Here is a 15,819-nt window from a genome sequence, read left to right as displayed (position 1 = left end):
GGCGCCTTCCGCGGCAAGCGCAAGATTGCGGGCGGCCGAAAGCGCGTTCGTGACGCCCTTTATATGGCGGCCCTCAATGCAGTTCGCAGAGCCGATCCGTTCAAGGCTTTCTATGCACGACTGCGACAGGCCGGAAAACCAGCCAAACTCGCCCTCATCGCCGTCGCCAGGAAGCTGCTCACGGTCCTCAATGCCATGATGCGAGACCGGAAGCCGTACCTGCAGACCAAACCAACATAACAGTTGCCGGGTCAAGCCCGGGACGACACTGAATTTGTTGCACGGCCTGTGAGTCAAACATTCGCATTCTCGCGACATGATCTGCCCGAGCTTTGCTCTTCGTTTCCGCCCTCTCTTGAAGAGGGCGCAGGGAAAGCCGGGTGCCGATCGCACCCATGGGCCCCGTGCAAAAGGTAGAAAGCACGGGGGTAGGACCACAGGTGTAACCGGAGCAATCCGGCTTTCCCTGCGCGATGGGTTACGGCTTACTTCGTGCTCTCCCCGGCGAGACTGGGCTTGCTTGTCACCGCCTTCGCAAAACGCTTGCGCATCTTGCGAGAGGACACCTGCCGCTAGGGCGTCAGGACCACACGACTTCGCCGTCCGCGTCACATGCTTTCGTCTCCGGCATGATCGGCGTCCACCGCATCTCACCGCAACACCCGTGACGATGCGCAGCGCCCCTCGATCGGGTGAGACGGGCAATTCATACACTGAGTTTGTTTTCTGATAAAGCGAAATATTTTTGCGCGCGCGGATTGACAGGTTTTTGCTGAGTTGCCCGTCGGGTTGTTTTGCCGCAGGTCTCGGTGCGACCGGATCCGGCTCAGTGCCGCATGGCCGTCTCGACGAACTCCAGCACGGAGCGCGGGACCTCATCGTATTCGACGAAGCGGCGCCGCAGCTCGTCGGCAATATCGGTCGTGACGTCGCGCGACCATCCTTCGTTGGTATTGAAGGCCACGATGCGGACCGGATGGCTGTAATGGTCATCCAGCAGGCGGCGGATCAGCGTTTTCCGGTCGCTGCCTTCTTCATCGGTTTCGCACCAGGCGCGGCCAAGCCGTCCAAAATCGTTCAGCACCAGATAGGTGTCGTGGTCGATTTGGTGCGGCACGATCGAAGGCGAGCGAGGCATGGCTGGTGCTCCGGCGCTGCACATTATCGTGTTCCGGTCGCCCCGTGCATTGGAAACTTCGAGGTATATCCGCTGGATAGTCGGATGGCGCCTGATGTGAGACGAAGGTGCAATGGTTCTTTTGGAGCAAAGCGTGCGGTCGTTGGTTATCTTCCGTCACCGACATGAGCCCTGTCGAAGGCGTCGGTAACTGAGCTACCAATGGGGCTCCCACCCGCTCAGGGAGCGGTGCGATGTTAAGAAGGCTTCGCTTTAGGAACACGACGTTGGAAGAGGTGCTGTCGGTCGAGACGCAGCGCCCGCGAAAGCGGTTCCGGGTGCGTGGCCAGCCCCCGAGAGAGAGCCGACCGGTAAGGCTTGCCAAGCCCGGGCGACCTGTCGGTCAACGGACCGACTGATCCTGCAGGATAACGAGCCCACGCGGGGTGAGCCCCGGGCGGCGGCCCGTGAACTGGTTCGGGGATATCGCGACTGTGGCCTGATCGCGTTCGCGCTGCTGTGGGCGCAGCTGCTCCAGGAGTTTCCGAAGGCGGTCCTCCAGGAGGTTGCCCGATCACTCGCGCAGCTTGCGGTCCAGAAAGCCGACATAGGAATTATCCGGATCCAGTTTGACGGCCAGGCGAAGCGCGGCACGGGCGGCGGACTTGTCGCCCTCAGCCGTGGCTTGGTGCTCATCCAGAATCGCATTGGCCACTGTACGCGCGGTGTCGAGACGGGCCTCGTCGATGGATTTGTCGGCAAGATAAGTCTCCACGGGCTCGCGGAGGCGCTTCAGTTCGTCCACGCTGACCGAACTCAGCGGATACCAGTTGTAATATTCGAGACGCGGCCGATCATCCGTGAGACTCGGCACATCCCTGACAAAGGCCACGAGCTTTTCATCAGCGGCGATGAACGTCGCCAGGAAATCCTCGGGCGAGCGCAGCCCGTTTGCTGTCAGGTCTTCAGCCACCCCCGGTTTGGACATGCGCGTGGCGAGCACGCGAGGATCGATTTTCAGCGGTTCATCGGAGGCGATGGCCACGCCTTCCATTCTGGACGGCAACCACAGGGAGACGTGCTTGAACTGGCCCATCATCGCCTTGAGGATCATCTTCGGAAGAATGCCGCGGTTGAAATCCAGCGGCACCCATTGCGCGAGAACGCCGCCGGGGCGCATCTTCTGCTTTGCGAGCGCATAGAATTCCTCTGTGTAGAGGTTGATGACGCCGGCGTCATGGGGCGGCGGGGGCTCGAGGGTGATGACGTCGAATGTCTCGCTTGTCCCCAGCAGGAAATGGCGTCCGTCCGCGACGATCTGATGGACCTTGGGGTTTTGATAGAACTGCTTGTTGATCGGCACGAAGCGGGGCGCAAACTCGAAAACCGTCGAGGCCAGATCGACCGCATCGATGGATTGTAACTCCTGATGGGTGCTGACCGCACCCACGGTGGTGCCGGTCCCGATGCAGATCACGACCGCCGTTTCAACCGGGCCCGGGTGCAGCAGAATGGGATAGTGCCCCATCGCGGCCATGTAGCGTCGGCCCTCGGGACGGTTGTTGGCATAGCTCTTCGAATTCACCACCAATTGCTGATAGGTGCCCGCTGCCTTCTCGCGATACTCGACCACCGCAAATGTTGCTTGTTTGGTTTCGCGCAGCTCGAGGACATTGCCGCCTTCGATCGAGGTCAGGACCCGTTCAAGATAGTGCGGGGTGAAGAGGAGGAGCGCTACGGCGATGATGCTTGCGGCGACCGCCCCTTGCCGCCACAGGCTGCTTTCTTTCAGAAGATCCGATTGCGATATGGTCGTCGCGACAAAGAGCAGGACATTCAGAACAATCAGGGCGGTGAGCGCCCCCTGGCTCCCCAGATAGGGGATCAGAAGAAACCCTGCCGCCAGGGAGCCCACCACGCCGCCGATCGTGTTCAAGGCGTAGAGCGTGCCGATTCGACGGCCCAGCGCGCTCATCTGCATCACCGTCAGTTCGCTGGCCAGCGGAAAGCTGACGCCGATCAGCGTGGTCGGCAGCAATAGGGCGACGGCACAGATCAGGAAGAATGAAACATCACCTCCCAAGAGCTCCTGCGCCGGAACTGGAACCAGGCCCGATACGATGGGAGACAGCACGGCTTCCACGGTGCGCGCCTTGCCGAGGATTCCGACGGTCAGCGTGGCCGCAACCGCGATGAGCAGCTGTGTGACCGCGAAGTATCGCAGCAGTTGATCCTTGCGGGGTGCGAGCAGCCTCGCGCAGATCAGGGCGCCGATCACCAGGCCCAGCAGGTAAACACCGAGCATGCCGGAGAAGGCGTAAACGCTCGAGGTGCTGACATTGGTCAGGAAGCGGAACCAGACGACTTCATAAGCGATGGAGACGAAGCCGGAGCACGCGAAGATCGCGATGAGGATAGACGTGCCGCGATGCCCCGGCCCGGCGGTTTGCGCCGGCGCTTCCGCCGTGACCGGCGACAGCGGGCTTGCGCCGCGCGCAACGAGCAGGGCGAAGCCGCCGACGCAGACATACAGGCCTGCTGCGACCAGGCTCGATCCGGTGATCCCCCAGAGGCCCATCAGGACAAAGCCGACAGCCAGGGTGCCGATCGCGGCGCCCAGGGTGTTGAACCCGTAGAGCAGGCCGATGCGATTGGCGAGGTCGGTTTGCGTGCGGGTCAGGAACTTCACGAGGAAGGGCAGGGTCGCGCCCATCAGCATCGTCGGCAGCGACAGGATGGCGAGCGACAGCGCGACCATGAGCGGCAACCGGAATGGGGACTCCAGGTCCAGCATGGGCGACAGCCAGCCCACCCATGTCGACCAGTGCGACAGGAACGCGGTCACCGCCAGGGAAACGACCGCGAGCGCGAGTTCGAGAAAGCCGTAGATTTTCAGGGGGCGGCTGACGGTGTCGGCGATCCGGCCCCCGAAAGCGCTGCCCAGGGAGAGACCGAAGAAGAAGCTCGCCACCGTTACGCTGACGGAGACGGTCGCGCTTCCCAGCACGAATTGCAGTTGCTTGAACCAGAGGACCTGGAGGATCAGGGATGCCGCGCCGGATGCCAGAAAGATCGCCGTGACCAGAACCCTGTTCTTCAGGCTTATGGCGTCTCGAACACCATCACGATTGGGCACTGGACAGGCCTCCCATTGATCGGGAGAACTGGTACGGCAAATGCCGTTAATATTGCCCTTATGGGGCCGCCCGGTCGCGCTCGCGCCGCCGTGGGCGCAGCTGCTCCAGGGGTTTCCGAAGGCGATCCCCTTGGGGGCCTGATCGATCGCCATCCGCCGGCGGGGCTGGCATGACATTGCGCCAAGGCTGATATAAGCAGCACTGGACGTTATATGTCTGCGGAGATTGCGTATGAAAGTGATAGGCCTCGCGGGCTGGAGCGGAGCCGGCAAGACCACGCTGCTGTCGCGGGTGATCCCCTATCTGCTGGGCCGGGCCTTGCGCGTCTCCGTGATCAAGCACGCCCATCACGAATTCGATGTCGACATTCCCGGCAAGGACTCCTGGGTGCACCGGCAGGCGGGCGCGACCGAGGTGCTGGTGTCCTCGACGCGGCGCTGGGCGCTGATGCACGAGCTGCGCGGCGCCAGCGAGCCGCGGCTGCCGGAACTGCTCGCCAAGATGGCGCAGGTCGATCTGGTCGTGGTCGAGGGCTTCAAGCGTGAGCCGGTCAACAAGATCGAGGTGTATCGCGCCGCCAACGGCAAGCCGCTGCTATTCCCCGACGACCCGCGCGTGGTCGGGATCGCCAGCGACGTTGCGGTCGAAACCAGGCTGCCGGTCGCGCATCTCGACGACATCGAGGACGTCGCCGAATTGATGCTGCGATCCGCTATTCCGGTCGACGATGTGCTCGCTTCGGCCGCGGCTGAAAGCTGACAGGGTGAGAAGGTGCCGCCGTTGACGATGTATGACGGCTTCGCCATGGTCGAACCATGACCACGATAAAGCTCGATCTCACCGGCCTGAAATGCCCGCTGCCCGCGCTGAAGACGCGCAAGGCCCTGAAGAGCGTGACGGCGGGAGATTTCCTCGAAGTGCACTGCACCGATCCGCTTTCGGTGATCGATATCCCGGCGCTCATCCAGGAGACCGGCGACAGGGTCGAGATCACCGAACGAAGCGACGCCCGGATCGTTTTCCTGATCGAGAAGGCCAATGGATCGATAGATAATTCAAATGGTGCAGCGCCGCGTACGCGCTAGATCCGGCTTGATATCTACCTTTTGCCAATCGACACCTATTTTCCATTCTGCGCGAATTGATAATCTCCGCTGGATTGCGGAGATTGAGCTGTGCCCGGATCGGGGCACATCGGCGGACGACGGCCGGCCTGCGTCCAGATCAGGGACGGCACGGCTGGGCATATCCGGTCGTATTGGGGGTTAGCATTTGCGAAATGCGCGTGGTTGGTCCCGGCGCATCGAGGAAATGTGCGGAGCAGCCGCCTGACGCTGGCCGCAAAGGGCTGAGACCGGGCTGAGACGGGATCGAAGACGCAGACGCGCCCGACAACGGCCGCTGCAGGGGAGGAGTCAATGACCACAGTGAGCAGCGCCGCGCGCGTATCCGCGGCAGGCGCAGGTTTCCTCGACAAGGAACACACGATCGCGACCGCCGGCTTCAACCGGTGGCTGGTGCCGCCGGCGGCACTGTGCATCCATCTGTGCATCGGCATGGCCTATGGCTTCTCGGTGTTCTGGCTGCCGCTGTCGCGCGCGATCGGGCTGACCGCGCCGAAGGCGTGCCCCGATATCTCGCTGGTGCAGGAATTGTTCACGACGACTTGCGACTGGAAGGTCGCGAGCTTGGGGTGGATGTACACGTTGTTCTTCGTCGTGCTCGGCGTCTCGGCTGCGGTGTGGGGCGGCTGGCTCGAGAAGGTCGGGCCGCGCAAGGCCGGCTTCGTCGCCGCGCTGTGCTGGTGCGGCGGCCTCGTGCTCGGCGCGATCGGCATCATCACCCATCAGCTGTGGCTGATGTGGCTCGGCTCCGGCGTGATCGGCGGCGTCGGCCTCGGCCTTGGCTACATCTCGCCGGTGTCGACGCTGGTGAAATGGTTCCCGGATCGCCGCGGCATGGCGACCGGCATGGCGATCATGGGTTTTGGCGGCGGTGCGATGATCGGCGCGCCGCTCGCCGACAAGCTGATGAACTACTTCAAGACCCCGACCTCGGTCGGCGCCTGGGAGACCTTCCTCACCATGGGCGCGATCTATTTCGTGTTCATGATGATCGGTGCGTTCCGCTATCGCCTGCCGCCGTCCGGCTGGCAGCCGGACGGCTGGACGCCGCCGGCCAAATCCAACGCGATGATCTCGACCAAGAACGTTCACCTCGACAACGCGCACAAGACGCCGCAATTCTGGCTGATCTGGGGGGTGCTGTGCTTGAACGTGTCGGCGGGCATCGGCGTGATCGGCATGGCCTCGCCGATGCTGCAGGAGATCTTCGCCGGCAAGCTGATCGGGCTGCCCAGTGTCGGATTCAATGCGCTCGACGCATCGCAGAAGGCGCAGATCGCGGCGATCGCCGCCGGCTTTGCCGGCCTGTTGTCGCTGTTCAACATCGGCGGTCGTTTCTTCTGGGCCTCGCTGTCGGACAAGATCGGCCGCAAGAACACTTATTACACGTTCTTCGTGCTCGGCATCGTGCTCTATGCGCTGGCGCCGACCTTCGCCGCGATGGGCTCGAAGCTGTTGTTCGTGCTCGGACTCGGCATCATCCTGTCGATGTATGGCGGCGGCTTCGCCACCGTGCCGGCCTATCTGGCCGACATGTTCGGCACCCAGTTCGTCGGCGCGATCCATGGCCGTCTGCTGACGGCGTGGTCGACCGCCGGCATCATCGGTCCCGTCGTGGTGAACTACCTTCGCGAATTCCAGCTCGCCGCCGGCGTGCCGCGCGACCAGCTCTACAACACCACGATGTACATCCTGTGCGGCATGCTGATCGCCGGCTTCATCTGCAACTATCTGATCAAGCCGGTCGATCCGAAATGGCACATGAGCGACGCCGAGGTGGCGAAGCTGCAGGCGGCGACGGCGACCGGCGGCAACGGCGCGACCGGATCGTTCGGCATCGGCAAGGGCGGTCTGGACGGCAGGGCGGCGCTGTTCTGGCTGTTCGTCGGCGTTCCGCTGGCCTGGGGCATCTACATGACGCTGCTCAGCGCGGTCAAAATCCTCTGATCGCGACCATCATCGCCGCGGGCCGCCGATTCCCGGCGCCCGCGGCATTCGCTCTATTCCTTGAACAGAAATCGGATTGGGGGATTTCAATGTTTCGCACCCGGATTTGCCTTGCCGCCGCGCTGCTCGCCCTGGGACTGCATGCCGCGTCAGCCCAGACCGCGGCGCCGACCGCGCCGGCACCGGCCGCCACCACCACCACCACGGCCAAGCCGTCGAAGATCAAGCTGACGATGGAGAAGCTAAAGGCGATGAAGGAGCAGTGGCGCGCCAACAAGCCCAAGCTCAAGGCTTGCCGCAAAGAGGTGAAGCAGAAGGGACTGACCGGCGACGACCGCTGGTTCTATATCTCGGACTGCATGGCCAAGACCTGAGCCCGCATATGTACGTAACCCGTCATTGCGAGGAGCGATAGCGACGAAGCAATCCATTGCTCCGCGCATGCGGCGAAATGGATTGCTTCGCTGCGCTCGCAATGACGTGGTTGGGCTGTGTCAGCCCATCTTGCACGGAGCAAAGGGGCGTGACAGCGGTCGCTGCACGCCCCTTTTTCTATTGAGACGCAATCACTCCGCCGCGGCGGGTGTCGCCTTGGCGGGCTCCAGCGCGGCCGCAATTGCCTCGTCGACACGTTCGAGCCAGATGAACTCGAGCTTGGCGCGGGCGCCGGCGGGGATGTCGTCGTAGTCGCGCTTATTGCGCGCCGGCAGCATCACCCGCGTCAGGCCCGCGGCCGCGGCGGCGACCACCTTCTCCTTGATGCCGCCGACCGGTAGCACGAGGCCGCGCAGCGAGATCTCGCCGGTCATCGCGGTGTCGCTGCGCACGGTGCGATCGGTCAGCAGCGAGGTGAGGGCGGTGAACATCGCAACACCTGCGCTCGGGCCGTCCTTTGGCGTCGCGCCGGCGGGAACGTGGACGTGGATGTCGCTCTTCTCGAACACGGCGGGGTCGATGCCGAGCTGGGAGGCGCGGCTCTTCACCAGCGTCAGTGCGGCCTGCACGCTCTCGCGCATCACGTCGCCGAGCTGTCCGGTGATCATCAGTGCGCCGCGGCCCGGGGTGCGCGAGGCCTCGATGAACAGGATATCGCCGCCGACCGGCGTCCAGGCAAGCCCGGTGGCAACGCCGGGGATGCTGGTGCGCATCGCGATCTCGTTCTCGAACCTGGGCTGGCCGAGCAGCGAGACGATGTCTTTCGGTGCGATCGTGACGTGGCTGGTGCTGCCTTCGGCGATCTGCACCGCGACGTTGCGCAGCACTTTGCCGATCTCGCGCTCCAGATTGCGGACGCCGGCCTCGCGGGTGTAGCTCTTGATGATCAGCCGCAGCGCGTCCGGATCGATCTCGACCTGGTCGGCCTTGATCCCGTTGGCCTCGAGCTGGCGGCGCACCAGATAGCGCTTGGCGATCTCGAGCTTTTCGTCCTCGGTGTAGCCGGGGAGGCTGATCAGCTCCATGCGGTCGAGCAGCGGTCCCGGAACGCCGTCGAGCATGTTGGCGGTGGCGATGAAGACGACGCGCGAGAGGTCGAACGGCACGCCGAGGTAATTGTCGCGGAAGGTGCCGTTCTGCTCGGGGTCGAGCACTTCGAGCATCGCGGCCGACGGATCGCCCTGGATGCCGCGGCCCATCTTGTCGATCTCGTCCAGCATCATCACGCAATTGCGCGCGCCGGCCTTCTTGATGGCCTGGATGATGTTGCCGGGCAGCGCGCCGATATAGGTGCGGCGATGGCCGCGGATCTCGGCCTCGTCATGCACGCCGCCAAGGCTGACACGAACGAACGGCCGCGACATCGCGCGTGCGATCGATTGCCCGAGCGAGGTCTTGCCGACGCCGGGCGGCCCGAGGAAGCACAGGATCGGCGCCTTGCCGCCGGGCGCGAGCTTGCGCACCGCGAGATACTCGATGATGCGGCTCTTGATCTTCTCCAGGCCATAATGGTCCTGGTCGAGGATCTTGCGCGCCTCGGCGATGTCGATCGGCTTCTCCTCCGGAAGGCTCCAGGGCAGGTCGATCAGCCAGTCGAGATAGCTGCGCACCATGCCGGACTCGGCCGCGGCCTCCGGCATCCGCTCGTAGCGGCGCAATTCCTTCTGCGCCTGGCTCTCGGCCTCCGGCGGCATCTTGGCTTCGGCGATCGCCTTGGTCAGCTCGGCAACCTCGGCGGCCTTGCCGTCGCCTTCGCCGAGCTGGCGCTGGATGGTCGCCATCTGCTCGCGCAGGATCGCCTCGCGCTGCCGCTCGTCGAATACGGCCTTGGTCTTCTGCCCGATCTCCTGGCTCAGCCTGAGCACCTCGATACGCTCGGCGAGATGCCGCGAGACCTTGTCCATCCGCGCCACGAGGTCGACGGTCTCGAGAATGTCCTGCTTCTCCGCGGGTTTGATGTCCATGTAAGAGGTCGCAAGATCGGCGAGCGTCGCAGGCGACGTCGTGCCCTGCAGCGCGGCGATCAATTCGGGCGGCGTCTGCGGCAGCAATTGCGCGGCCTCCAGCGCCTGGCGCTGCAGATTGAGGAAGCGCGCCTCGATCTCGGGCGAGGTCGTGGTCGGCTCGGGGATCTGCAGCACGCGCGCCGCCAGGAACGGCGTGCCGGGCAGATAGTCGAGCACGCGCATGCGCTGCACGCCCTGGCAGACCAGATGGTGGCTGTCGTCGGCGCCGGTGATGTAGCGCACGATGTTGGCGACGGTGCCGACCCGGTACAGCCCGTCGGGGCCGGGATCGTTGGCCTCGGGATCACGCTGCAGCAGGATGCCGATCGGCCGCTGCTCGCGCACCGCCTGCTGGGCGGCGGCAATCGAGGTTGCGCGCGCGATCGTGATCGGAATGATGACGTCCGGAAACAGCACGGTGTTGCGCACCGGGACGATGATCGTTGCGTCGCTCGGGATCGGCGCCGAGCTCGCCGGATTTGAAACGTCTGTTGCAGCCATGTCGAAATCCCTCAGCTCGATTTTCCGAGCCGCAGGCCGACGCAGCCATGCGCGGCAAAGCGGCTGATGGTGTAGCGGCCGGTCGGCAGCGTGATGCGGCGCTCGAAGCGGCCCTGCGGCAGCTCGAGGCGCAGGATGCGGGCGTTGCGGAGTTCAGCGGGCAGGATGCGGCGGCCGGAGATCACCAGCGTGCCGCCGTCGAGCGCGGCCTCGACCTCTTCGGGATCGACCCCCGGCAGCGCGACCAGGATCAGGATTTCCTCCTCGGTCTCGATCACGTCCATCGGCGGTTCCCAGCTCGGCTCGCTGCCCTCCCCGCGCGGGTGCAAATTGAGGAAGCTCTGGTGCAACCGCTCGGCGCGGGCGAGCGCCTCGATCGCATCCGTCAGCATCCAGTTGACCTGATCCTTGGGCCGCATGGGCACTCTCCACGTCGCATTGGGAGGCGACGTTACCGGTCTTGCCGCCGACGGTAAACCGGCTTCGGGCGGGGTCGTTCGAGGGAAAAATTGTCCAAATTGTTGGCGATTTGCACGTGCTCGCGCTGCGCCGCTGTGCTTTGCCCAGATCAGACTGGCTCGATGTTCGGATCGCCGCCTACAGCCAGCCGGAACGCCGGAATCGCCAGAACAGCCCGCCGCATACGACCAGCATCAGGCCCATCACGACGAAATAGCTGTACTCCCATTGCAGCTCCGGTATGTACTTGAAATTCATACCGTAGATGCCGGCGACGGCGGTCGGCACCGCAACGATCGCAAGCCATGAGGCGAGCTTCTTGGAGATCGCCGTTTCCTGCGCCTGACCGACAAGCAGGCTTGCTTCAAATGCAAAGGCAAGCACCTCGCGCAGCGAGTCGATCCGTTCCTGGATCGTGCGGACATGGTCCGTGACGTCGCGGAACAGCGGGCGCATCGTGACGCGCACCATCGGCAGATCGTCGCGCTCCAGCCTGCGGCAGACCTCCACCAGCGGTCCAATCGCGTTGCGCAGCCGCAGCAGATCCCGCCGCAGCAAATAGAGCCGCTCGATCTGCGCCCGCGTCATTGCGCTCGCCAGCACCTCCGCCTCCATCGCCTCGACCTCGTCCTGGATCGTCTCGAGCACCGGCGAGTAGTTGTCGACGATGAAATCGAGAATGGCATAGAGGATGTAGTCCTCGCCCCGGGCAAGCGCGCGCGGGCAACTCTCGCAGCGCTCCCTGACCGGCGTGTAGGACGTCGAGGCGCCGTGTCGGACCGAGACGATGTATCCCTCGCCGACGAACAGATGCGTCTCGCCGAACGCGATACTTTCGCCGTCGAGCTGCGCTGTGCGGGCCACGATGAACAGCGCATCGCCGTATTGCTCGATCTTCGGCCGCTGATGCGCGTGATCCGCATCTTCGATGGCGAGGTCATGCAGCTGGAATTGCCGCTGCAAGCTACTGAGTATTGCCATATCGGGTTCGTGCAGGCCGATCCACACGACGTGATCCGGCTTGTTGCGCCAGTCCGCCGCTTCATCGATCGCGATATTGGCAACGCGCCGTCCCTCGACGTAGACGCCTGCCGCGATGACGCCATCGGAGGGGACGGGTCCGGCGGTTGCGACAGTTGGCGATACGAGGTTCATGGCCTCCACCCTCGACGCGGTTATCGGATCCGCTTGACGGCAATTCGTGATCAAAAAGGCTAGCACCGAATGGGCGCTGGTCAACACGCGCGGGTCCGTCCTGTTCCGACGGTCCGGGGGCGCCCCCTCACAGCAGGCGGCGCGGCCGGTCTTTATGCGGCGCCTATGCCGCACCGCGGCGGGTCCTCTCGAATTCCTACGGCCGTCCCAGCATGCTTGGCCTGACGCGGTGCGCTCGCGCGCCGCCAACAGGAAGGTGGGACATGACCTTGCTCCATTACCACGATGCCCGGCCGCATGGTTCGGCCGGTGCTGCGCCCTTGGCGCTGCGGCGGACCATCCGGCGGATTGGCCTTGCTTTCAGAACCATCCACCGCGCCATCGCCGCCGCCAAGATCCATCGGCTGCGCAACGAGCTGCTGCTGCATCGCGGCCATGAAGACTGGGCGCGCAGCCATCTCCATATCGGCATGCTCGGCGGCGATGCCGAGAAATATCCCCGGGCGCCGGTCGTGCTCGGCGAGAAGTGGGATTACTGAGATGCGAGCAGCTTCATTCATCGCTGCCCTGCTGCGCCGCGTCGCGGAAGGGATGCTGAAATTCCTCGCCTGGATCGGCGAGGAGCCGATCAGCGGCTACCGGCCCGAGGCGCATTACATGCGCGGCCCGGGTCCGGCGTGGCGGGCCAAGCATCACGGGCACTAGCAAACCGGATTACGTCGTTCCACCTCGCGGCGTCAGGTAATCGAGCAGGTTCATCGGGAGCGGGAAGACCACGGTCGATGAGCGTTCGCCGGCGATATCATGCAGCGCCGCGAAATAGCGGAGCTGCATCGCCTGCGGCTCCTGGGCGAGGATCCGGCCGGCCTCGACCAGCTTCTCGGCAGCCTGCTGCTCGCCCATCGCATTGATCACCTTGGCGCGCCGCAGCCGTTCCGCCTCGGCCTGCTTGGCGATCGCCCGCACCATGGTTTCGTTGAGATCGATATCCTTGATCTCGACCGCGGTGACCTTGATGCCCCAGACGTCGGTCTGCTTGTCGAGGGTCTCCTGGATATCGGCGTTCAACTTGTCGCGTTCCGCCAGCATCTCGTCGAGCTCGTGCTTGCCGAGCACCGAGCGCAGCGTGGTCTGGGCAAGCTGGCTGGTCGCAGCCATGTAGTCGCCGACCTTGATGATGGCGCGCTCGGGATCGACGATGCGGAAGTAGAGCACGGCGTTGACCTTGACCGAGACGTTGTCGCGGGAAATCACGTCCTGCGGCGGCACCACCTGCACCATCACCCTGAGGTCGACCTTCACGATCTGCTGCACCACCGGAATCAGGATGATGAGCCCCGGGCCCTTCACCCCGGTGAAGCGGCCGAGCGTGAAGATGACGCCGCGCTCGTATTCGCGCAGGACGCGCACGGCCTGGGTCAGGAAGATGATGACAAGCAGTACGACCGCCGCATAGGTGAAATAATCAAGCATCATGCTGTACCTCCTTCGCCGGCGGAAGCCGGCGCACGCCGTACCACCAGCGTCAAATCGACGATGTTGGCCACCTCGACCGTCTCTCCAGCCTTGAACGCCTCAGTGCCGCGCGCCTGCCAGCGTTCGCCGTTGGTGAAGACGTGACCTGATGTCTCGGACCAGTCGAGAACCTCGGCCGGTAGCCCGCGCATGGCTTGCGCACCTGTCCGGAACGGACCGTTGCGCGCGCGGCGCAGCGCCCCGAGCACGACCAGAATGAGGCCTGCGAACATCGCCGCGACGATGCCGATGAGCGGCCATGACAGGTGGTATCCGGGCGCCTCGATCCGAAACAGCATGGCGGCTCCCAGCACAAAGGCGACGATGCCTCCGAGGCCGATCACGACGGTCGGGTTGAAGGCTTCGATCGCGAGCAGCGCCATCCCGACCAGCATCAAGGCGAAGCCGGCGTAGTTGATCGGCAGCATGTTCAGCGCGTAGAGCCCGAGGAGCAGGCAGATCGTGCCGACAACTCCGGGCGCCACGGCGCCGGGAGACATGAATTCGAAGATCAGGCCGTAGATGCCGACCATCAGGAGAACGAATGCGATGTTGGGGTCGGTGATCACAGCAAGCACGCGCGAGATCCAGTTGGGATCGATGGCTTCGATCACGGCATCCTTCGTCGCCAGCCGTTGTGTCTTGCCGCCGGCAAGCTCCACCGTCCGGCCGTCGACCTGCCTGAGCAGGTCGGCCGGATCATGCGCGGTGAACTCGATGACATGGGCCTGCAGCGCGGCGTTGGCGGAGAGGGTGGCGGCATCGCGGACCGCCCTCTCGGCCCAGTCGGCATTGCGGCCGCGCAGTTCGGCGAGGCTGCGGATGAAGGCAACGGCATCGTTCGTCACCTTCGCCGTCATGGTATCCTTGGTCGTGGACGGGTTGCCGCCGTCCTTCTGGTCCTTGCCGTCCTTGTCCGGGGTGCTGCCCGGCAGACCCGGCATCGGGCCGCCGATCTGCACCGGCGTCGCGGCGCCGATATTGGTACCGGGCGCCATGGCTGCGAGATGGGTCGCATAGAGAATGTAGGTCCCGGCGCTCGCGGCATGGGCGCCGGAGGGGGCAACATAGCCGACGACAGGAACGGGCGAGGCCAGCACGTCGGTGATGATCTCGCGCATGCTGGTGCTGAGACCGCCCGGCGTATTCAGGCGCAGAATGACGATCTCGGCGTGCCGCTCTGCCGCCTTCGCCAGGCCGTCCTTGACGTAGCTGGCCGATGCCGGCCCGATCGCTCCGTCGATTGAAATGGTCAGGGCAAGACGGTTGTTGTCCGTGGCCGTACCGGGACCAATGGAAACAACCAGAGCGACCACGGCGATCGCCACAACGAGAGCCGCCTTGAAGGTCTGCACGGCAAGCACTCCCTTGCCGTGGATATGGGGCGCCGTTCCGGAACCTCAATATGGCGCGGTGTCACGGACGCGGTGGGCTGATTCCATTGTGCGTTGCGATGGCCTGCGTGGTGGCACGCTCAGTGCGCGACGGCCAGATATTCGTCGGCGATTTCGGTCATCGCCTGTGCGATCTCGGCCTTCGCCGGTCCGTTGAGCTGAACGATCGGCAGCCGCGTCGCGGGCTGCATGAACCCCAACAGTGCCAGTGCGAATTTCAGGGCGGCGGGATGCTCGCGCTCCAGCAGCGTCGCGAGCGGCACCAGCCGCTGATGCAGCTCGCGCGCCTGATACAACCGGCCCTCACGCAGATGCCGGGTCACCGCCACGCACAAATCGGGCGCGACGTTCGAGACCGACGAGATGCAGCCATCACCGCCGGCGGCCATATAGGCGAGCGACATGGTGTCGTCGCCGGTCAGCATCCGGAATGTCGCCGGCAGGCGTGGACGCAGGCGCCTGAGGCGGGCGACATCGCTGCTGCCATCTCGCAGTCCGATGATACGCGGCGATGCTGCGAGCTCAACCAGCGTCTCATCCGCGAGGCCTTTCACGGTCCGCGCGGGAATGTCGTGCAGGATCACGGGCAGTGTCGTGGCGGCGGCGACGGCGCGGAAATGCGCCGCCATACCCCGCGGCATCGGCTTGTTGTAATAGGGCACGACCGACATGATGGCGTCGGCGCCGGCCGCTTCCGCTGCGCGCGTGAACGTGACGGCACGATCCGTCGCGTTCGATCCGGCGCCTGCGATGATGCGGACCCGCTTGCGCGCGGCACGGGCCGCGATGTGAACCAGCTGCACGCGCTCTGCAGGCTCCAGCGTCGAGCTTTCACCCGCGGTCTCGCCGACCACCAGCGCCGAAGCGCCGGCCGCGATCTGACGCTCGCACAGCCGGCCGAACGCCTCGGTGTCGATCTCGTCCCGGTGGTTGAAGGGGGTTGGAAGGTCGGGGATGAAGCCCGACAGCCATGCCGCCGAATCCGCCTTCGCAACCGTCTTCGCAATGACTTTCGCAGTCATGGGGGCG

The 15,819-nt window shown here is 64.5% G+C and carries 15 protein-coding genes; 7 read left to right on the top strand and 8 right to left on the bottom strand.

Annotation, left to right across the window (positions count from 1 at the left end; translation table 11 throughout):
* Positions 1 to 240: transposase (locus JQ573_RS15825; RefSeq protein WP_212309602.1), on the top strand; the 240-nt coding region annotated here is incomplete at its 5' end.
* Between the two features lie 586 nt (positions 241 to 826).
* Here the strand turns inward: JQ573_RS15825 and JQ573_RS15820 are convergent.
* Positions 827 to 1,162 carry a hypothetical protein gene (locus tag JQ573_RS15820; RefSeq protein WP_249131715.1) on the bottom strand — a complete coding sequence of 112 codons (336 nt, stop codon included), beginning with the start codon at positions 1,160 to 1,162 and terminating at the stop codon, positions 827 to 829.
* Between the two features lie 529 nt (positions 1,163 to 1,691).
* Positions 1,692 to 4,406 carry a fused MFS/spermidine synthase gene (locus JQ573_RS15815; protein WP_212310715.1) on the bottom strand — a complete coding sequence of 905 codons (2,715 nt, stop codon included), beginning with the start codon at positions 4,404 to 4,406 and terminating at the stop codon, positions 1,692 to 1,694.
* 79 nt (positions 4,407 to 4,485) lie between these two features.
* On the opposite strand from JQ573_RS15815, the gene mobB reads away from it, so the two are divergent.
* The 4 genes from mobB (at position 4,486) to JQ573_RS15795 (ending at position 7,699) form a co-directional block, all read left to right on the top strand.
* Positions 4,486 to 5,013, top strand: a complete 528-nt coding sequence (gene mobB, locus JQ573_RS15810; RefSeq protein ID WP_092116225.1) for a molybdopterin-guanine dinucleotide biosynthesis protein B — start codon at positions 4,486 to 4,488, stop codon at positions 5,011 to 5,013.
* A gap of 56 nt (positions 5,014 to 5,069) precedes the next feature.
* Entirely contained in the window at positions 5,070 to 5,339 is a 270-nt protein-coding gene (locus JQ573_RS15805) for a sulfurtransferase TusA family protein (protein ID WP_212310714.1), read from the top strand.
* 333 nt (positions 5,340 to 5,672) lie between these two features.
* Positions 5,673 to 7,325, top strand: coding sequence for an OFA family MFS transporter (locus JQ573_RS15800; RefSeq protein ID WP_212310713.1), 1,653 nt, complete (start codon positions 5,673 to 5,675; stop codon positions 7,323 to 7,325).
* An 89-nt stretch (positions 7,326 to 7,414) separates the two neighbouring features.
* Positions 7,415 to 7,699 carry a hypothetical protein gene (locus JQ573_RS15795; RefSeq protein ID WP_212310712.1) on the top strand — a complete coding sequence of 95 codons (285 nt, stop codon included), beginning with the start codon at positions 7,415 to 7,417 and terminating at the stop codon, positions 7,697 to 7,699.
* Positions 7,700 to 7,891: 192 nt separating this feature from the next.
* Here JQ573_RS15795 and lon read toward each other — a convergent pair whose 3' ends face one another.
* The 3 genes from lon to corA all read right to left on the bottom strand — a co-directional run bounded on the left by lon (position 7,892) and on the right by corA (position 11,881).
* Positions 7,892 to 10,267: an endopeptidase La gene (gene lon, locus JQ573_RS15790; RefSeq protein WP_212310711.1), complete on the bottom strand. Its 2,376-nt coding sequence runs from the start codon at positions 10,265 to 10,267 to the stop codon at positions 7,892 to 7,894.
* Positions 10,268 to 10,278: 11 nt separating this feature from the next.
* Complete coding sequence (locus tag JQ573_RS15785; RefSeq protein WP_212310710.1) at positions 10,279 to 10,686, bottom strand: Hsp20/alpha crystallin family protein; 408 nt, start codon at positions 10,684 to 10,686, stop codon at positions 10,279 to 10,281.
* Positions 10,687 to 10,864: 178 nt separating this feature from the next.
* Entirely contained in the window at positions 10,865 to 11,881 is a 1,017-nt protein-coding gene (gene corA, locus JQ573_RS15780) for a magnesium/cobalt transporter CorA (RefSeq protein ID WP_212310709.1), read from the bottom strand.
* A gap of 263 nt (positions 11,882 to 12,144) precedes the next feature.
* Here corA and JQ573_RS15775 point away from each other — a divergent pair, with 263 nt between their 5' ends.
* A complete protein-coding gene (locus tag JQ573_RS15775) occupies positions 12,145 to 12,420 on the top strand; it encodes a hypothetical protein (RefSeq protein ID WP_212310708.1) in 276 nt (91 codons plus the stop codon).
* Between the two features lies 1 nt (position 12,421).
* The gene (locus JQ573_RS15770) at positions 12,422 to 12,586 is read left to right on the top strand and encodes a hypothetical protein (protein WP_212310707.1); all 165 of its coding nucleotides are present in this window, start codon (positions 12,422 to 12,424) and stop codon (positions 12,584 to 12,586) included.
* A gap of 9 nt (positions 12,587 to 12,595) precedes the next feature.
* Here the strand turns inward: JQ573_RS15770 and JQ573_RS15765 are convergent, their stop codons facing one another.
* The 3 genes from JQ573_RS15765 to dapA form a co-directional block, all read right to left on the bottom strand.
* Positions 12,596 to 13,357, bottom strand: a complete 762-nt coding sequence (locus JQ573_RS15765) for a slipin family protein (protein WP_092116211.1) — start codon at positions 13,355 to 13,357, stop codon at positions 12,596 to 12,598.
* Positions 13,354 to 14,751, bottom strand: a complete 1,398-nt coding sequence (locus JQ573_RS15760) for a nodulation protein NfeD (protein WP_212310706.1) — start codon at positions 14,749 to 14,751, stop codon at positions 13,354 to 13,356. Before JQ573_RS15760 ends, JQ573_RS15765 begins: the two co-directional genes overlap by 4 nt.
* A 119-nt stretch (positions 14,752 to 14,870) precedes the next feature.
* Positions 14,871 to 15,812 (bottom strand): 4-hydroxy-tetrahydrodipicolinate synthase, encoded by a 942-nt coding sequence (gene dapA, locus JQ573_RS15755; RefSeq protein ID WP_212310705.1) that lies wholly within the window; start codon positions 15,810 to 15,812, stop codon positions 14,871 to 14,873.
* Positions 15,813 to 15,819: the final 7 nt, after the last annotated feature.

This window comes from Bradyrhizobium sp. AUGA SZCCT0105 (assembly GCF_018129565.1).
Lineage (GTDB): Bacteria > Pseudomonadota > Alphaproteobacteria > Rhizobiales > Xanthobacteraceae > Bradyrhizobium.
Note: the sequence above shows the minus strand (reverse complement) of the source record. Positions and strands in the feature narration are given on the sequence as shown.